This window comes from Endobacter medicaginis, from assembly GCF_014192375.1.
Lineage (GTDB): Bacteria > Pseudomonadota > Alphaproteobacteria > Acetobacterales > Acetobacteraceae > Endobacter > Endobacter medicaginis.
The window spans coordinates 14,975-30,123 of the sequence record NZ_JACHXV010000010.1 but is presented as its reverse complement, the minus strand read 5'-3'; the positions used below and the strand labels follow the sequence as shown (position 1 = coordinate 30,123).

11 protein-coding genes are annotated in these 15,149 nt (G+C 67.2%); 1 reads left to right on the top strand and 10 read right to left on the bottom strand.

The window, feature by feature from the left end; genetic code table 11:
- Positions 1-1,446, bottom strand: coding sequence for an amidohydrolase family protein (locus tag FHR90_RS12470; RefSeq protein WP_176621676.1), 1,446 nt, complete (start codon positions 1,444-1,446; stop codon positions 1-3).
- Between the two features lie 188 nt (positions 1,447-1,634).
- Here FHR90_RS12470 and FHR90_RS12465 point away from each other — a divergent pair, with 188 nt between their 5' ends.
- Positions 1,635-2,780, top strand: coding sequence for an AI-2E family transporter (locus FHR90_RS12465; protein ID WP_176621677.1), 1,146 nt, complete (start codon positions 1,635-1,637; stop codon positions 2,778-2,780).
- Between the two features lie 6 nt (positions 2,781-2,786).
- Here FHR90_RS12465 and FHR90_RS12460 read toward each other — a convergent pair whose 3' ends face one another.
- The 9 genes from FHR90_RS12460 to FHR90_RS12420 all read right to left on the bottom strand — a co-directional run bounded on the left by FHR90_RS12460 (position 2,787) and on the right by FHR90_RS12420 (position 15,122).
- On the bottom strand, positions 2,787-4,445 hold the full coding sequence (locus FHR90_RS12460) for a long-chain-fatty-acid--CoA ligase (protein WP_176621678.1): 1,659 nt from the start codon (positions 4,443-4,445) through the stop codon (positions 2,787-2,789).
- 80 nt (positions 4,446-4,525) lie between these two features.
- The gene (locus tag FHR90_RS12455; RefSeq protein ID WP_176621679.1) at positions 4,526-5,848 is read right to left on the bottom strand and encodes an OmpP1/FadL family transporter; all 1,323 of its coding nucleotides are present in this window, start codon (positions 5,846-5,848) and stop codon (positions 4,526-4,528) included.
- 149 nt (positions 5,849-5,997) lie between these two features.
- Positions 5,998-7,638: an electron transfer flavoprotein-ubiquinone oxidoreductase gene (locus tag FHR90_RS12450; protein ID WP_176621680.1), complete on the bottom strand. Its 1,641-nt coding sequence runs from the start codon at positions 7,636-7,638 to the stop codon at positions 5,998-6,000.
- Between the two features lie 33 nt (positions 7,639-7,671).
- The gene (locus tag FHR90_RS12445) at positions 7,672-8,244 is read right to left on the bottom strand and encodes a MerR family transcriptional regulator (protein WP_176621681.1); all 573 of its coding nucleotides are present in this window, start codon (positions 8,242-8,244) and stop codon (positions 7,672-7,674) included.
- A gap of 8 nt (positions 8,245-8,252) precedes the next feature.
- Positions 8,253-9,221, bottom strand: coding sequence for an NAD(P)H-dependent flavin oxidoreductase (locus tag FHR90_RS12440; protein WP_176621682.1), 969 nt, complete (start codon positions 9,219-9,221; stop codon positions 8,253-8,255).
- Positions 9,222-9,227: 6 nt separating this feature from the next.
- Positions 9,228-9,761, bottom strand: coding sequence for a PaaI family thioesterase (locus FHR90_RS12435; protein ID WP_176621683.1), 534 nt, complete (start codon positions 9,759-9,761; stop codon positions 9,228-9,230).
- A 3-nt stretch (positions 9,762-9,764) separates the two neighbouring features.
- The gene (locus tag FHR90_RS12430) at positions 9,765-11,555 is read right to left on the bottom strand and encodes an acyl-CoA dehydrogenase C-terminal domain-containing protein (protein WP_176621684.1); all 1,791 of its coding nucleotides are present in this window, start codon (positions 11,553-11,555) and stop codon (positions 9,765-9,767) included.
- Between the two features lie 91 nt (positions 11,556-11,646).
- Positions 11,647-13,983 carry a 3-hydroxyacyl-CoA dehydrogenase/enoyl-CoA hydratase family protein gene (locus tag FHR90_RS12425; RefSeq protein ID WP_176621685.1) on the bottom strand — a complete coding sequence of 779 codons (2,337 nt, stop codon included), beginning with the start codon at positions 13,981-13,983 and terminating at the stop codon, positions 11,647-11,649.
- Entirely contained in the window at positions 13,983-15,122 is a 1,140-nt protein-coding gene (locus tag FHR90_RS12420) for a thiolase family protein (RefSeq protein ID WP_176621686.1), read from the bottom strand. The genes FHR90_RS12425 and FHR90_RS12420 overlap by 1 nt, the downstream gene beginning before the upstream one ends.
- Between the last annotated feature and the right edge of the window lie 27 nt (positions 15,123-15,149).

Here is a 15,149-nt window from a genome sequence, read left to right as displayed (position 1 = left end):
TCACGGCCACTTCGCCGGCGGCTCGGGCTTCTTCAGCGACAGGGCGACACGCTGGTTGACCTCGCGCTCGACCCGGTCGAGGTCCTGGTGCAGCGGCCTGCCATGTTCGACCATCCTGCGCCCACCGACATAGACGGCTTCCAGATCGGGCTCGGCGGCGACGAACACCAGCGTCGCATAGGGATCGTAGACATGGGCGAAGTGCGTCGGATCGATGACCAGGAAATCGGCGAACTTGCCAGGCTCGAGGCTGCCCAGCCGGTCGGCCACACCGAGCACGTCGGCACTCCCCAGCGTGTGCAGCCGCACCACGTCACGCGGGGTCATCGCGTCTGCGCTCTCGTGGCGGTCGCGGATCGCATAAAGGCCTGCGCGCATGTTCTCGAACGGATCGGCGAGGTCGGCGCTGGCCTCGCCATCTACCCCCATGCCGACGCGCAGGCCAGCCTTCAGGTAGGCAGGGATGTCGGCCACCCCCGAGGCCAGGCGTCCGTTGGAGAGCGGATTCCAGGCCATCGCCGCATGCGCGGCGGCGGCCTTGGCCAGGATCGCCGGGTTGGTGTGGATGAAATGCCCGAAGATCAGCCGTGGCCCGAGATCGGCGTCGAGCAGGCCCGAGCTCTCGAAATTGACGAATCGCGCCTGCTGCTCGGCGACCCGCACCGGCTCCTCGAGATAATGGGACTGGTTGGAGAGATGGAACTCCCGCATCAGGCTGGCTTCCACCACCGCCTGTTGCGGGGTGGGACGAAATCCGGCCGAGCCGTTGATCATCACCGACAGCATCCGCTCGTGTCCGGGCTGCGTCGCGGCCCAGGCCAGGAACCCGCCGACATGGGCGCGCGCCGCCTCGATCGTGTGGTCCGGCCCGTCACTGGCATCGAGGCCGTGTACGAAGCGGATGCCGGAATCGGCCTCGCCGCGAAAGTTCAGCCGGTCGATCGTCTCGACGCCGTCTGTCGCGGCGGCACGGGCGGGATCGGGTCGGCCGAGATTGAAATCATAGGCCGCGGTAATGCCGTGGGCGAGGTGGTCGAGCCCGCCATAGAGGGTGAACCAGTAGAAATCCGCCGTCTCTGCCCGCGGCGCCTGCTGGCCGTAGAGGGCGCCGAGCCATCCGCTCAGCGTGCTGTCGGGCGCGAGCCCGCGATAGGCCGCCTGCCACAGATGGGAATGCGCCGAGATGAAGCCCGGCATGATCCAATGGCCATGCGCGTCGAGCCGGTCGCGTGCATGGAGTGTGGCGGGCGGTGCGCCGCGACCGATGGCGCCAATCCGTCCCGAGGCGTCGACGCTGAACCAACCCATGAACGGGTCCGGCTGCGTCGGAGCAACGGTGAACAGCAGCGCATCGCTGACCAGCAGCACCGGGTCTGCAGCCGGTTCTGCATGCGCGACGGGCGCAATGGCCAGCAGGGCCGCGCATAGGGCAGATATCCGTCGCATGACCGATCCCGGCTCCCGTTTCGTGGATGATGTCGCGGGATCGTAACGGTTCGGAAGGGCCGTTCCATAGCGACATTTCCCGCTCGCAGCGCTGCCGCGAAGGCAGCGGAGGCGAAATCTTGCCGGCGGCGGATCGTCGGTCGCCGCGGATCGTTTCATCCTGACGATCTGACAGGGGAGTGCAGGGCATGGCGGACAACGCGGCGGGCGAGGGCGAGCCCGGGGGGGCGGTGCTCCAGGGGGGCGGTGCGGTCGATCATCCGCTGTCGCATATCTACCGGCTGCTGCGCTTCACGCTGATTGCCGCAACCCTCGGGCTGGTGGTGTGGCTGTTCAAGTCGGTGCTGATGGTGGTGTTCGCCGCCGTGCTGATCGCGGTGATCCTGCACGGGCTGGCGCGGTCGCTCCGTCGTGTGACGGGGTTGCCGCTCTGGGCATCGCTGCTGGTGGTGGTGGTGGTGATCATCGCGTTACTGGTCGGGTTGGGTTTCGTCGCCGGTCCCGGGCTCGTGGACCAGTCTGTCAAGCTCCGCAGCGCGATGGTGCAGCAGGTCGGCTATCTGCGCGACCAGCTCGCCCAGACAGGCTGGGGGCGCACGGTGCTGGAGCGGGTGCTGCCGGAACTGCAGCGATTCGGTATCGTCGGTGGTGGTGGCGGCGAGGCGGGCTCCGGGGGCGGGTTCTCGCTGCCGTCGGGTCTGGCGGGCTCGGTCGCCGGCTTCTTCGGCTCGGTGTTCGGCTTCTTCGGCACGCTGGTGGTGGTGCTGATGGCGGCACTCTATTTCGCGGCCTCGCCGGCGATCTACGGCAATGGCGTGCTGCGCCTGGTCAGCCCGCCGCATCGCCGCAAGGCGCGCACCCTGCTCGATACGGCGGGCAACGCGCTGTGGCACTGGAGCCTCGGTCAGGGGCTCGACATGCTGGTGGTCGGGGTGTTGTCCGGGGTCGGACTATGGTTGCTCGGCGTGCCGCTGGCGCTGGTGCTGGGCGTGGTCGCGGGGCTGATGAACTTCGTGCCTTACATCGGCGCGATCACCGGGGCGATCCCGGCGGTCCTGATCGCGCTCTCGGTCAGTGGCACGGTGGGCGTGGAAACCGCAGTGCTCTACTGCCTGATCCAGTTCTTCGAGGGCAATGTGCTGGCTCCGCTGATCCAGCGTCATGCGGTGGATATGCCGCCAGGTCTGACCATCCTGTCGCAGACGGCGCTGGGAGCGATCCTGGGTGTGCCGGGGCTGATCTTCGCCACGCCGATCACCGCCGCGCTGCTCTCGGCGGGCGATGCGGCGACGGCGAAGCTCGATGACGAGGTGCGGATCGGCCCGGCAGCCTGAGGCAGGTCAGGCCGCGCTGCGTGAGCCCTCCGCGGCGGCGCGCTTCGCGGCCTCCTCCTCGACCAGCTCCTTTTTCGACAGCTTGCCGATCAGGGTCTTGGGCAGGGACTCGCGGAACTCGATCTCGCGCGGCATCTCGATCTTGGAGACGTGTTCGGCGAGATGGGCACGCAGGTCCGCGACGGTGGCAACCTGTCCGGGGCGCAGCACCACGAACGCCTTTGGCGCCTGGCCGCGATGGCTGTCCGGCACGCCGATCACCACCGCCTCGAGCACCGCCGGATGCGCATACAGCGCCTCCTCGATCACCCGCGGATAGACGTTGTAGCCGCTGCACAGGATCAGGTCCTTGGTGCGGTCGATCAGGTAGAGGAAGCCGTCCTCGTCGAGATAGCCGACATCGCCGGTATTGAACCAACCATCGACCAGCGCCTTGGCGGTTTCCTCGGGGCGGTTCCAGTAGCCACGCATCACCTGTGGCCCGTTGATCCAGACCACACCGCGCTCACCGATCGCGAGATCGGCATGCGGCGGCTCGATGTCGCGGATCGCGATCCGGGTGTTGGCAACGATCCGGCCGCACGATCCTTCGCGGCCGCCATCGAGCGGCGTCATCGTCACCACCGGCGAGGTTTCGCTCAGCCCGTAGCCCTCGCGCACCGCCACCCCGGTGACGCGCTCGAACTCGGTGCGGATCTCCGCCGGCAGCGGCGCGCCGCCGGACACGCAGGTCATGATGCTGGCCAGATCGGCCGGGTTCAGGCCCGGCTCGCGCAGGATCGCGGTGTAGATCGTCGGCACGCCGAACATCGCGGTCGGTTTCGTGCGGGCGATGGTCTTGATCAGATCCTTCGCCTCGAAGCGCGGCACCAGCACGATCTCGCCGCCCTGGCCGATGGTGGAGATCAGGATCGCCATCATTGCGAACACATGAAACAGCGGCAGCACGCAGATCGCGGTGCGGTAGGCGCCCGGCATCGCGGCGACGGTGTCGACCACCTGGGCGAAATTGGCGAGCAGGTTGGCCTGGGTCAGCACCGCCGCCTTCGGCAGGCCGGTGGTGCCGCCAGTGTATTGCAGCGCGGCCGGATCGTCGGGCGCGGTGGCGACCGGCACGGGCTTGCCCTTCGTGGCCAGCAGGGTCTGGAAGGACACGAAGCGCGGTCCGACAAGGTCATGCGCGATCGCCGCGCGACGCGCGATGCGGAACAGGATGCGCTTGATCGCGGGGAGCTGGGCGGCGAAGTCGCAGGCGACGATGTGGCGCACCGCGCTGCCCTCGGTCGCCTTCACCACCTTGGTGCTGATGTCGGAGAGATTGGGCAGGCAGACGATCTCCGCGCCGCTGTCGCGCAGGAGATGGGAAATCTCGCGCTCGACATAGAGCGGGTTGAGCGCCACCACGATGCCGCCGGCGCGCTGGATGGCGAAATACAGGATCACCGTGGCCGGGCAGTTCGGCATCGTCATCGCGACCCGCGTGCCGTGCACGACACCAAGCGCCTGCAATCCGGCGGTCACTGCGCCGACCTGGCGGCCGAGCTCGGCGTAGCTGGTCTTGCGGCCCATGAAATCGAGGGCAGGGCGCGGGCCGAACGTGGCGACCGCGGTGGTGAAAAGGTCGGCGAGGGTCTTCGCACTCGTCGTCGGTGGTACTACGGTCATCGCGCGGTCGTCCCCGGGCTTTGAGGCGGAGGCGTACAAGAAGATCTGCCCGGAGGGTGGCTCCGGGCAGATCGTCAGGCTCAGAAGTGGGTGATCATGCCGACGCTGACGACGTCGGCCTTGTTCTTGTAGATGCCGGTCACGGTGTGGCTGCCGATCAGTGAGCTGTCGGTCTCGTTGATGCGGCCATCCGGCGTGAAGAGATGCGCATAGGCGGCATTCAGCGTCAGACCGCGCGTCATACGATATTCGACACCGCCGGCCAGCATGTAGCGCGAGGTATCCGGCGTGCGACTGATGCGGTTGGCATAGGTCGACGGCGACTGGTCATAGGAGAAACCGCCCCGCAACCCGAGTGCGGGGGTCAGCTTGTAGAGGGCGCCGACACCGCCCATCCAGGTGTTCTTCCAGCCGACGGCGATGGAGCTGTTGGCGACCGCGTCGGAGTGAAACGTCAGTTGCGGCAGCAGGGACCAATGCGTCCACTGCGCTTCGGCCATCACTGCCAGGCGCGGCGAGAACCAGTGCGTCAGGCCGAAGGTGACCGTGTCGGGCAGCGTCACCTCGGCGGCGACATGTCCGCTTTGCGAGACAAAGACCGGGTGCAGCAAAGGGTTGTTGATGATCGCGTCGGATGAGGTGATCTTCTGTTTGCCGCTCAGATTGACCGTGGTGCGCGAGCGATACGTCACGCCGAACTGGGTGCGGTCGTCGAAACGGTAGATCAGACCAGCGTAATAGCCGAATCCGAACCCGTTGCCGGAAATGGCGCCGATGGTCTGGTTCAGCGGATCGGCGGTCAGCGCGCCGAGATCGAGGGCCTCGGTGAAGCGGCCCTCGAGGAAGTTCATCTGCGGGCCGAAGCCGAGCGAGAGATGGCTGTTCACCTTGTAGGAGACGGCGGCCGACAGGTTGTAGTCGGTGAGCGAGGTCACGAGGCTGTTGTAGCGGCCGACCCAGTTCGACGGATAGTCCGCGCGCTCGCCATAGGGGGTGGTGAAGCCGTAGCCGATGCGCCAGCGATCCCCGAGCTTGAACACACCGAAGGCCGAGCCGGTCACCGCGGGATCGATCGCACTGGCCGAGGTCGCACCGCTGACCACACCGCTCAGTCCGCCCGAGCCGTAGCCGTCGCGGAACCTCGATGACGGATGCACATAGGTGACGGTCGTCTCCATCTCGTTGTCGTCCAGCCAGGCCATGCCTGCCGGGTTGAGATAGGCGGTCGAGGCGTCCGAGGCGCGGGAGACGCCGCCGATATAGGCATTGGCGGTGGTGGCCGGATCGGTGTCGCGCAGGGCGAGACCACTGGCCATCGCCGACGGGGCGAGCGCTGCGAGGGTCAGGCTGGTCGTGGCAAGGAAGGTGGCGCGGCGCAGAATGCGGATCGCAGCGGAACTCATGGTCGTCTCTCCCTGATTTGCCTTATCGGCTTGAGGTTCACGTATAGGGAACTCATGTCATTCCGCAAGCGGCAAACGCGTCATGTTGCCTTGATGTAACAGCGTGCGGGCAACCCGACGTCGCATCGCGTCGGGCTGCTACGCGCCGTTCACATGCCGCCGATGTAGTTCGGGCCGCCGCCGCCCTCGGGCGTGCACCAGTCGATGTTCTGATCGGGGTCCTTGATGTCGCAGGTCTTGCAGTGCACGCAGTTCTGCGCGTTGATCCGCAACGCGGCATCCGCGCCTTCGCCGACCACCTCATACACGCCGGCCGGGCAGTAGCGGCTCTCCGGCGAGCCATAGGTGTCGTAGTTGACCGGCTTCCACAGGCTCGGGTCGCGCAGCCGCAGATGCACGGGCTGATCTTCCTCGTGATTGGTCGAGGACAGGAACACCGAGGACAGCTTGTCGAAGGTCAGCTTGCCATCCGGCCGGGGGTAGACGATCTTCTCGCACTCCGACGCCTTCTTGAGCGCCTCGTTGTCGGGGTGGCGGACTTCCATCGTCCATGGTGCGCGTCCGCGCAGCAGCATGGCATCGATGCCGGAATACAGCGCGCCGCCGAACACACCGAACTTCGAGAAGGAGGGCCGTACGTTGCGCACGTCGCGCAGTTCCTCCCACAGCCACGAGGCGCGCACCTTCGCGGTGAAGCTCGCCGGCTCGGCGGGCTTGTCGCCCGCCAGCGCCTCGGCGACCGCTTCCGCCGCCAGCATGCCGGACTTCATCGCCGTATGCGTGCCCTTGATCTTGGGCACGTTGAGGAAGCCGGCCGTATCGCCGATCAACGCGCCGCCGGGGAAGGTCAGGCGCGGGATCGACTGCAAACCGCCTTCCGACAGCGCGCGCGCGCCATAGGCGATGCGCCGTCCGCCCTCGAGATGCTCGCGCACCGCCGGGTGTGTCTTGAGACGCTGCATCTCGTCGAACGGCGACAGCCAGGGGTTCTCGTAATCGAGGCCCACCACGAAGCCGTAGGAGACCAGGTTGTCGCCGAAATGGTACAGCCACGACCCGCCATAGGTCTTGCGGTCCAGCGGCCAGCCGAAGGTGTGCTGCACCAGGCCGGGGCGGTGCTTCTCCTTGGGGATCTCCCACAGCTCCTTGATGCCGAGCCCGTAGGTCTGCGGATCCACACCCTCGCGCAGGTCGAACCGCGCCATCAGCTTCTTGCCCAGCGAGCCGCGGCAGCCTTCGCCGAACAGCGTGTAGGTGGCGCGCAGCTCCATGCCCGGCTGGTGGTTCGGCCCCGGCTCGCCCTCGCGCGTGACGCCCATGTCGCCGGTGGCCACGCCGACGATGCGGCCATCCTCCTCGAGCAGTTCGGCGGCGGCGAAGCCGGGATAGATCTCGACGCCGAGCTCCTCGGCCTGGGCGGCGAGCCAGCGGCAGACATCGCCGAGGCTGACGATGTAATTGCCGTGATTGGCCATGTGCGGCATCACCCGCTCCAGCATCGGCACCGTGTAGCTGCGCTGCGGGGTGAGGAACATGATCCGGTCGTCGGTGGCCGGCGTGTTCAGCGGCGCGCCTTTTTCCTTCCAGTCCGGGATCAGCTCGTCGAGCGCGCGCGGCTCGATACAGGCGCCCGACAGGATGTGCGCGCCGACCTCGGAGCCTTTCTCCACCACGCAGACCGTGGCCTCGGGGGTGAGCTGACGCAGGCGGATCGCGGCCGACAGGCCCGCAGGCCCCGCGCCCACGATCACCACGTCGAATTCCATCTGCTCGCGAGCGGTTTCGCTCATGGTCTGTCTCCCGGTCCCGTCAATGGTCCAATTTCAGTCGCGGCCGCGGCGGCCTTCGCGCGCCAGTCGCCGTGTCACTTCGGCCGACGCGTCGGCGGCACGATGGGCGTCCTGCCCGCCGGACTGCATCTCGGCGATCACCGCGCGCGTCTCGGCGGCCATCGCCTCGAGCTCGCCGAGGGTGATGTCGAGCGCGCGTCGCATCTGCGCGAGCTGGGCCACACGGCTGTCGATCTTCTGCAGCAGCACTTCCTTCTGCCGCAGATGCCGCTCGTCGGCGTCGTAGAGATCGAGGAACGAGCCGATGTCGCGCAGGCTGAACCCCAGCCGCTTGCCGCGCAGGATCAGCAGCATCCGCGCCCGCTCGCGCGGCGTGTAGACACGCGCAGCACCCGCCCGCGACGGCGAGATCAGCCCCTTGTCCTCGTAGAAGCGCAGCGTCCGCGCCGTCACCTTCAGCTCGGTGGCGAGTTCGGTGACGCTGTACAGCCTGCCTTCCTCGCCGGCGGCGCGCGCCTTCTGGTCCGCCCGCGCCCAGTGGCTGGACACCGGCGGGGAGACGTCGGTGCCGGACGATTCGGAGGAGGGAGCGGGGTGCTGGGCCATGGAACCGATCAGCGTGCCAGCAGATCGCGCGCATCACCATACTGTGCGATCATTCCGGCGATGATTTCGCCCGCGGGCTGCACCGAGGTGACAGTGCCGATGCCCTGGCCGCAGCCCCAGATGTCACGCCAGGCCTTGGGCGCGTTCATGTCCAGCGACGCCGCCCCGCGGCTGGGCAGATTGTCGGGGTCGAGCCCCTGGGCGGCGACCGAGGCGCGCAGGTAATTGCCCTTCACCCCGGTGAACACGTCGGAATAGACGATATCCTCGCCGGTGCCGTCGATCAGCCCCTGCTTGTAGGCATCGGTCGCGTTGGCCTCGCGCGCAGCGATGAAGCGCGAGCCGATCGAGACCAGATCCGCCCCCATCGCGCGCGCCGCCAGTACGCCGCGCCCGGTGCCGATCGCCCCGGCCAGCACGATCGGCCCATCGAACCAGGCGCGTGTCTCCTCGACCAGCGCGAAGGGCGACAGGTTGCCGGCATGTCCGCCCGCGCCGGCCGCAACCAGGATCAGCCCGTCGGCACCGTTCTCGATCGCCTTGCGGGCGTGTTTCTGATTGGTGACGTCGTGCAGTACCAGCCCGTCATGGGCGTGGATCGCGTCATTGACCTCGCGCGTCGCGCCCAGCGAGGTAATCACCAGCCCCACCCGCCGTGCCACGCAGGTGGCGAGATCGGCCTCCAGCCGCGCGTTGCTCCGGTGCACGATCAGGTTGACCCCGAACGGCGCGGCCGACTCGTCGAGCGCGTCCTCGACATGGCTGATCCAGCCATCCAGGGTCTCGTTGCCGCGGGCATTCAGCGCCGGAAAACACCCCGCGATGCCGGCGCGGCACTGCGCGATCACTAGTTCGGGGGTGGAGACGATGAACATCGGCGCGCCGATCGCCGGAAGCGCCAGCCGCGCGGTCAGCCGTGAAAGTCGACGCTTGGCGTCGCTGGTGTCGGGGGGAGCGATCGGGGCGATGACGGACATCGGAGCTCAGCCTGGCTTGGCGGGGAAGGGGGGCAGTCCGAACTGCTGGCGCAGCAGGTTGCCGACATGCGGCGGCGCCTTGCCGCCATGCGCAGGGCGCAGCGTGCGGAACACCGCCGAGGCCCGGGCGATCGGCGTCGCGTCGCCCGCCTCGCGCGGCACCAGGATGCTCGCCCGGGTGAACGAGGTGCCACCGGCGCGGTCGATCTCTGAATGGATCTCCACCCAGTCGCCGGGTCGTCCGGCACCGAGGTAGTCCACCGTCATGCTGACCGTCACGATCGTCCCCGCACCGAGGTCGTGATCGAACTGCACCGCCAACGACATGCAGATATCGGCGAGCGTGGCACTCATCCCGCCGTGCAGGGAGCCGGCCGGATTGCAGTGCCGTTTCTCGACGCGCAGTCCGCCGACCAGACGACCGTCACGCAGGCCGAGATACAGCGGCCCGATGACGGTATTGAACGTCTCGCCCAGCGGCGGGAGCGGATGAAATCCGGCGGGGACCGACGCTGCGGCCCCCGTCGCGTGCTGGTCCAAGGCTCAGAACGCCGCTTCGGCCAGCGCCATCATCGACGCCTTGCCCGACTTGATCGACAGGAACATCGCCGCCGTCTGCGGCAGGATGCGGTCGTAGAAGAACTGCGCGGTGGCGATCTTCGCCTTGTAGAACTCGCCCTCCGGCCCGGCCTCGCCGACCTTGGGCGCGGCGATCAGCACCGAGCGGGCGAACATGTAGGCGATGCCAACTAGGCCGGCCAGACGCAGGTAGTCGGTCGAGGCGGCACCGGCCTCCTCGGGATCGCGCATCATCTTCTCGGCGAGCTTGCCGGTGGTGAGCTGAAGTGCGCCGAACGCCTGCTCCAGACCGGGGATGAAGCTGGCGAGGGCCGGATTGGTCTTGTTCTCGGCGATGAACTCGGCGATCGGGTGGAACAGACCGCGCATGTAGCGGCCCATATGTGCTGGCAGCTTGCGACCCACCAGGTCGAGCGCCTGCACGCCGTTGGTGCCCTCGTAGAGCATGGTGATGCGCGCATCGCGCACGAACTGCTCCACACCATGCTCCTTGATGAAGCCGTGGCCGCCATAGACCTGCACCGCGAGCGAAGCGGAGTCGAAGCCGAAATCGGTGAACATCGCTTTGACGATCGGCGTCATGAACGCGATGAACTCCTCCGCCTCCTCGCGCTCCTCGGGCGAGGGCGCATGACGCGAGATGTCGACCGCACGCGCGACCCACGCGCCGAGCGCGCGGCAGCCCTCGTTATAGGCGCGCTGCGTCATCAGCATGCGGCGCACGTCGGGGTGCACGATGATCGAATCGGCGGCCTTGTCGGGGCTTTTGACGCCCGACAGCGAACGGCCCTGGATGCGGTCCTTGGCGTAGAACACCGAGGACTGATAGGCGATCTCGCCGATGCCGAGGCCCTGGATGCCGACGCCGAGGCGCTCCTCGTTCATCATCGTGAACATCGCCGCCATGCCCTTGTTGGGCTGGCCGACGATCCAGCCGGTGGCGTCGTCGAACGCCATCTGGCAGGTGGCGCAGCCGCGCAGGCCCATCTTGTGCTCGAGGCCCGAGCAGGTGACGCCGTTGCGCTGCCCGACCTCGCCGGCCTCGTTGGGCAGGAACTTCGGCACCAGGAACAGGCTGATGCCCTTCACGCCCTTCGGTGCGTCCGGCAGGCGGGCCAGCACCAGATGGATGACGTTGTCAACCATGTCGTGGTCGCCGCAGGAGATGAAGATCTTCGAGCCGTTGATCTTGTAGGTGCCGTCCGCTTGCGGGGTGGCACGGGTGCGCAGCAGGCCGAGATCGGTGCCGCAATGCGCCTCCGTCAGACACATCGCGCCGGACCAGGTACCGTCGATCATCTTCGGCAGATAGGCCTGGCGCAGTTCCTCGGTCGCGTGTTCGGCGATCGCGCGGCGCGCGCCATGGGTCAGGCCGGGGTAGAGGCTGAAGGCGAGGTTGGCCGAGCAGATCATCTCCTCGACCATCTTGCCGACCATCTCGGGGAAGCCCTGGCCGCCATACTCCTGCGGCGCCCCCAGGCCGGTCCAGCCGCCTTCGCGGAAGGTGTTGTAGGCATCGCGGAAGCCGGTCGGCGTGGTGACCTTGCCGTTCTCCAGCGTGCAGCCCTCGGCCTCGCCGACCGCGTTGAGCGGCAGCAGCACTTCGGAGGCGAGCTTGCCGGCCTCTTCCAGCACGGTGTCGACGAGGTCCTCGCTGAACTCCTCCTGACCGGGGAGGGCGGCGATCGCCTTATAGTCGTGCAGCTCGTGCAGCACGAATTTCATGTCGCGAAGCGGGGCGTTGTAAACCTGCATGGACGTTCTTCCCGTCGAACCGTGGGTCGTGTTGGAAAAGGCAAAAGAAGTGGGCGGCCGGAGCGATGCCCCGGCCGCCCGCCTGGTCTGTTCAGTTGCGCAGCGGCTTGCCGGTGACCAGCGTGTGCTCGATGCGTGCCAGCGTCTTGGGGTTCTTCATCAGCTTGATGAAGTTGGCGCGCTCGATGTCGAGCACCTGCTGCTCGGTCAGCTCGTCGAGATAGTCAGCTTCCGCCCCGGTCAGCGTCTCGGCCAGCGAGGCGGCGACGGTGACGTCATGCGGGGTGGCGACACCCTGCTTGCGGAACCCGTCCACGGCCTGTGCGAAGGCCAGTGCCCCCGAAGGTCCCGGCAGGCGGAAGACCGGCGGCTCGGGCGGCACGTAGCCGTCGAGCAGCTTCAGCGCCTTCGCCTTGGCGTCGAACAGCAGACGGTCGCGGTTCATGGTGATCTCGTCACCCTTGCGCAGCATCTGCATCTCGCGTGCTTCCGCCGCCGACTTGGCGGTCTTGGCGGTGGAGATCGCCTCGAACGCCTTCGACGGCGCCGGCATCGGCCCCTTCGGCATCATCGGCGAGGCTTCCCAGCGCTTGATCAGCTCGCCATTGCCGCCCCAGCCGGGGATCAGCCCGACGCCGCATTCGACGAGACCCATATAGGTCTCGGCATGGGCCTGGATCGCGTCGGCATGCAGGCAGATCTCGCATCCCCCGCCGAGCGTCAGTCCCGCGGGTGCGGCGACCACCGGGAAGTTCGCATACTTGATCCCCTTGAGCGCCTTCTGGCCACCGGCGATCAGCTTGTCGATCTCGCCCCAGGCGGCGATGTTGCAGGCGAACAGCGCGAGGCCCAGATTGGCACCGACCGAGAAGTCCTTGGTCTCGGAGTAGACCACCAGCGCACGATACTTGTCGCCCGCCTCGATGAGCGCCTGTGCTCGGACGAACATCTTCATGACGTTCTCGTCGAGCGCGTTCATCTTGCCGGTGAACTCGAGGCACAGCACGCCGTCACCGATATCCCAGATCGAGGCGGAGCCGTTCTTGTCGACCGGCTTGCTGTTGCGCTTGATGTCCTCCAGCAGCAGCACGCCCTCGGGACGCTTGCGCGGGTGATAGACCCCGTCAGCGCCGAAGAACTCGAGCTGCCCGTCGGTGACACGATAGAAGGTGCCATCGCCGACCTTGGCAAGGATGTCGGGAACCTTGCGGCCTTCCTTGGCGAGACGATCGGCGACCGCCTTCGGGCCGAGCTGGTCGAGCAGCTCGAAGGGGCCGAACTTCCAGCCGAAGCCCAGCTTCATCGCATCGTCGATCGAGACGATGTCGTCGGCGATCTCGCCGACCAGTGACGCCGCATAGCCCAGCGTGCCGCTCATCACGTCCCAGGCGAACTTGCCGTATTTGTCGCTCGAGGCGATCAGCGACTTGCCGGTCTTCGAGGTGGCCGGCGGCAGCGTGATGCGCTTCGACGGCTCATACTCGCCGGTGATCAGGCCGATCGACTCCTTGACCTTCCCCGCCGCCTTGTTGACCCGGTAGAAACCACCCTTGCCCTTGCGGCCGGTGTAGCCGTCGGCGATCATCTTGGTGATCAGCGGCTGCTCGCGCAGCTCGGTGACAAAGAGGTCGTCGGCCGGCAGTAGCGCCTTCATGCTGGCATTGATATGCGGCATCAGATCGAGACCGACCAGATCGATCAGCCCGAACACGCCGGTCTTGGGGAAGCCGAACGGCTTGCCCATCACCGCATCGGCCTCCTCGATGGTGAGCTTGTCCTCGATCGCGCGATTGACCGCCTGCTGCATCCACAGCGTGCCGATGCGGTTGGCGATGAAGCCCGGTGTGTCCTTGCAGATCACCACCGTCTTGCCGAGCTTGAGATCGGCGAAGCTGGTGATCGCCTCGACCATCTTCGGATCGTTGCCGGCGTGGGTCACCACCTCCAGCAGGCGCATGTAGCGCGGCGGATTGAAGAAATGGGTGATGGTGAAATCGTCGGCGAAGCTCTGCGGCAGCCCCTCGATCAGCTTGTTGAGCGGAATGGTCGAGGTGTTGGAGCTGATCGGCGTGCCGGGGCGACGCACTGCATCGATCTTGCGATACAGGCTCTGCTTGAGATCGACGCGCTCGATGATGACTTCCACCACCCAGTCGCACTCGGCGATCTTGCCGAGATCATCGTCGATGCTGCCGGTCTCGACCAGCTTGGCGGCCGATTTCGACATGAACGCGGCCGGCTCAGTCTTGAGCATCTTGGCGACCGCACCGGCGGCAACCGCATCGCGCGGCAGCTTGTCATCCTTGGGCAGGATATCGAGCAGCAGCACCGGGATGCCGGCATTGGCGACCTGGGCGGCGATGCCGGCGCCCATCACGCCGGCGCCGATCACACAGACCTTCTTGAAGGTTTCGGGCGTGCCGGGCATCAGACGCGCTCCATGAGGGTGGCGATGCCCTGGCCGCCGCCGATGCACTGGGTGGCGAGAGCGTAACGGCCGCCCTCGCGCGCCAGCAGCGACGCGGCCTTGCCGACGATGCGCGCGCCGGTCGCGCCCAGCGGATGACCCAGCGCGATCGCGCCGCCATCGATGTTGACGTGCTCGGTGTTGAGCCCGAGATCCTTGATGCAGGCGATCGACTGGCTGGCGAAGGCCTCGTTGATCTCGACGATGTCGATGTCGCTGGCCTGGATGCCGGCGCGCGCCAGCGCCTTGCGCGACGCCTCGATCGGGCCCAGTCCCATCACGTCCGGCTCACAGCCCGACACCGCCACCGCCTTGATGCGTGCCAGCGGCTTGAGACCGTTCTTCAGCGCATACTCCTCGCTGCACACCAGCACGGCGGAGGCGCCGTCGGTCAGCGGCGACGAGGTCGCGGCGGTCACCGTGCCGTCCTTGCTGAACGCCGGCTTCAGCCCCGCGAGGCCCTCTGCGGTGCTTTCGGGGCGCGGACAGCCGTCCTTGTCGACCACACCGGCCTTGGTGATGATCGGCACGATCTCGGCTTCGAGCTTGCCGGCCTTGATCGCGTCGTCGGTCTTCTTCTGGCTGACGAGGGCGAATTCTTCCTGCGTCTTGCGGTCGATCTGGTAGCGGTTGGCGACGTTCTCGGCCGTCTCGCCCATGCCCATGTAGGCGCCGGGCTTCTTCTTCGCCAGCGCGGGGTTCGGCATCGGGTTGAACCCGGTCATCGGCACGCGGCTCATGCTCTCAATGCCGGCGCAGATATAGACCTCGCCGGCGCCGATCGCGATCTGGCCGGCGGCGATGTGCACCGCATGCATCGACGAGCCGCAGAAGCGGTTGACGGTGACGCCACCCACCGACAGCGGCAGGTCGGCGAGCAGCCCGATCAGGCGGCCGACATTGAAGCCCTGCTCGGCCTCGGGAAAGGCGCAGCCGACGATCAGATCCTCGACGTCCTCCGCCTTCACGCCGGTACGCTCGATCAGCCCGCGCACGGTCTGCGCTGCGATGTCGTCGGGCCGCGTGCGCGCCAGCGCGCCGCGATTGGCAGGGGTGAAGGGCGAGCGGACGAATCCGGCGATAACGACGTTCGACGACATGCTTCTCTCCCGGGACAAGGGTGCCTC

Excerpts from the sequence above, each read along its gene's own strand:
- FHR90_RS12420 (WP_176621686.1), bottom strand. The coding sequence starts at position 15,122 with ATGTCGTCGAACGTCGTTATCGCCGGATTCGTCCGCTCGCCCTTCACC.
- FHR90_RS12430 (WP_176621684.1), bottom strand. The coding sequence starts at position 11,555 with ATGCAGGTTTACAACGCCCCGCTTCGCGACATGAAATTCGTGCTGCAC.
- FHR90_RS12460 (WP_176621678.1), bottom strand. The coding sequence starts at position 4,445 with ATGACCGTAGTACCACCGACGACGAGTGCGAAGACCCTCGCCGACCTT.
- FHR90_RS12465 (WP_176621677.1), top strand. The coding sequence starts at position 1,635 with ATGGCGGACAACGCGGCGGGCGAGGGCGAGCCCGGGGGGGCGGTGCTC.
- FHR90_RS12450 (WP_176621680.1), bottom strand. The coding sequence starts at position 7,638 with ATGAGCGAAACCGCTCGCGAGCAGATGGAATTCGACGTGGTGATCGTG.
- FHR90_RS12470 (WP_176621676.1), bottom strand. The coding sequence starts at position 1,446 with ATGCGACGGATATCTGCCCTATGCGCGGCCCTGCTGGCCATTGCGCCC.
- FHR90_RS12440 (WP_176621682.1), bottom strand. The coding sequence starts at position 9,221 with ATGTCCGTCATCGCCCCGATCGCTCCCCCCGACACCAGCGACGCCAAG.
- FHR90_RS12425 (WP_176621685.1), bottom strand. The coding sequence starts at position 13,983 with ATGCCCGGCACGCCCGAAACCTTCAAGAAGGTCTGTGTGATCGGCGCC.
- FHR90_RS12445 (WP_176621681.1), bottom strand. The coding sequence starts at position 8,244 with ATGGCCCAGCACCCCGCTCCCTCCTCCGAATCGTCCGGCACCGACGTC.
- FHR90_RS12455 (WP_176621679.1), bottom strand. The coding sequence starts at position 5,848 with ATGAGTTCCGCTGCGATCCGCATTCTGCGCCGCGCCACCTTCCTTGCC.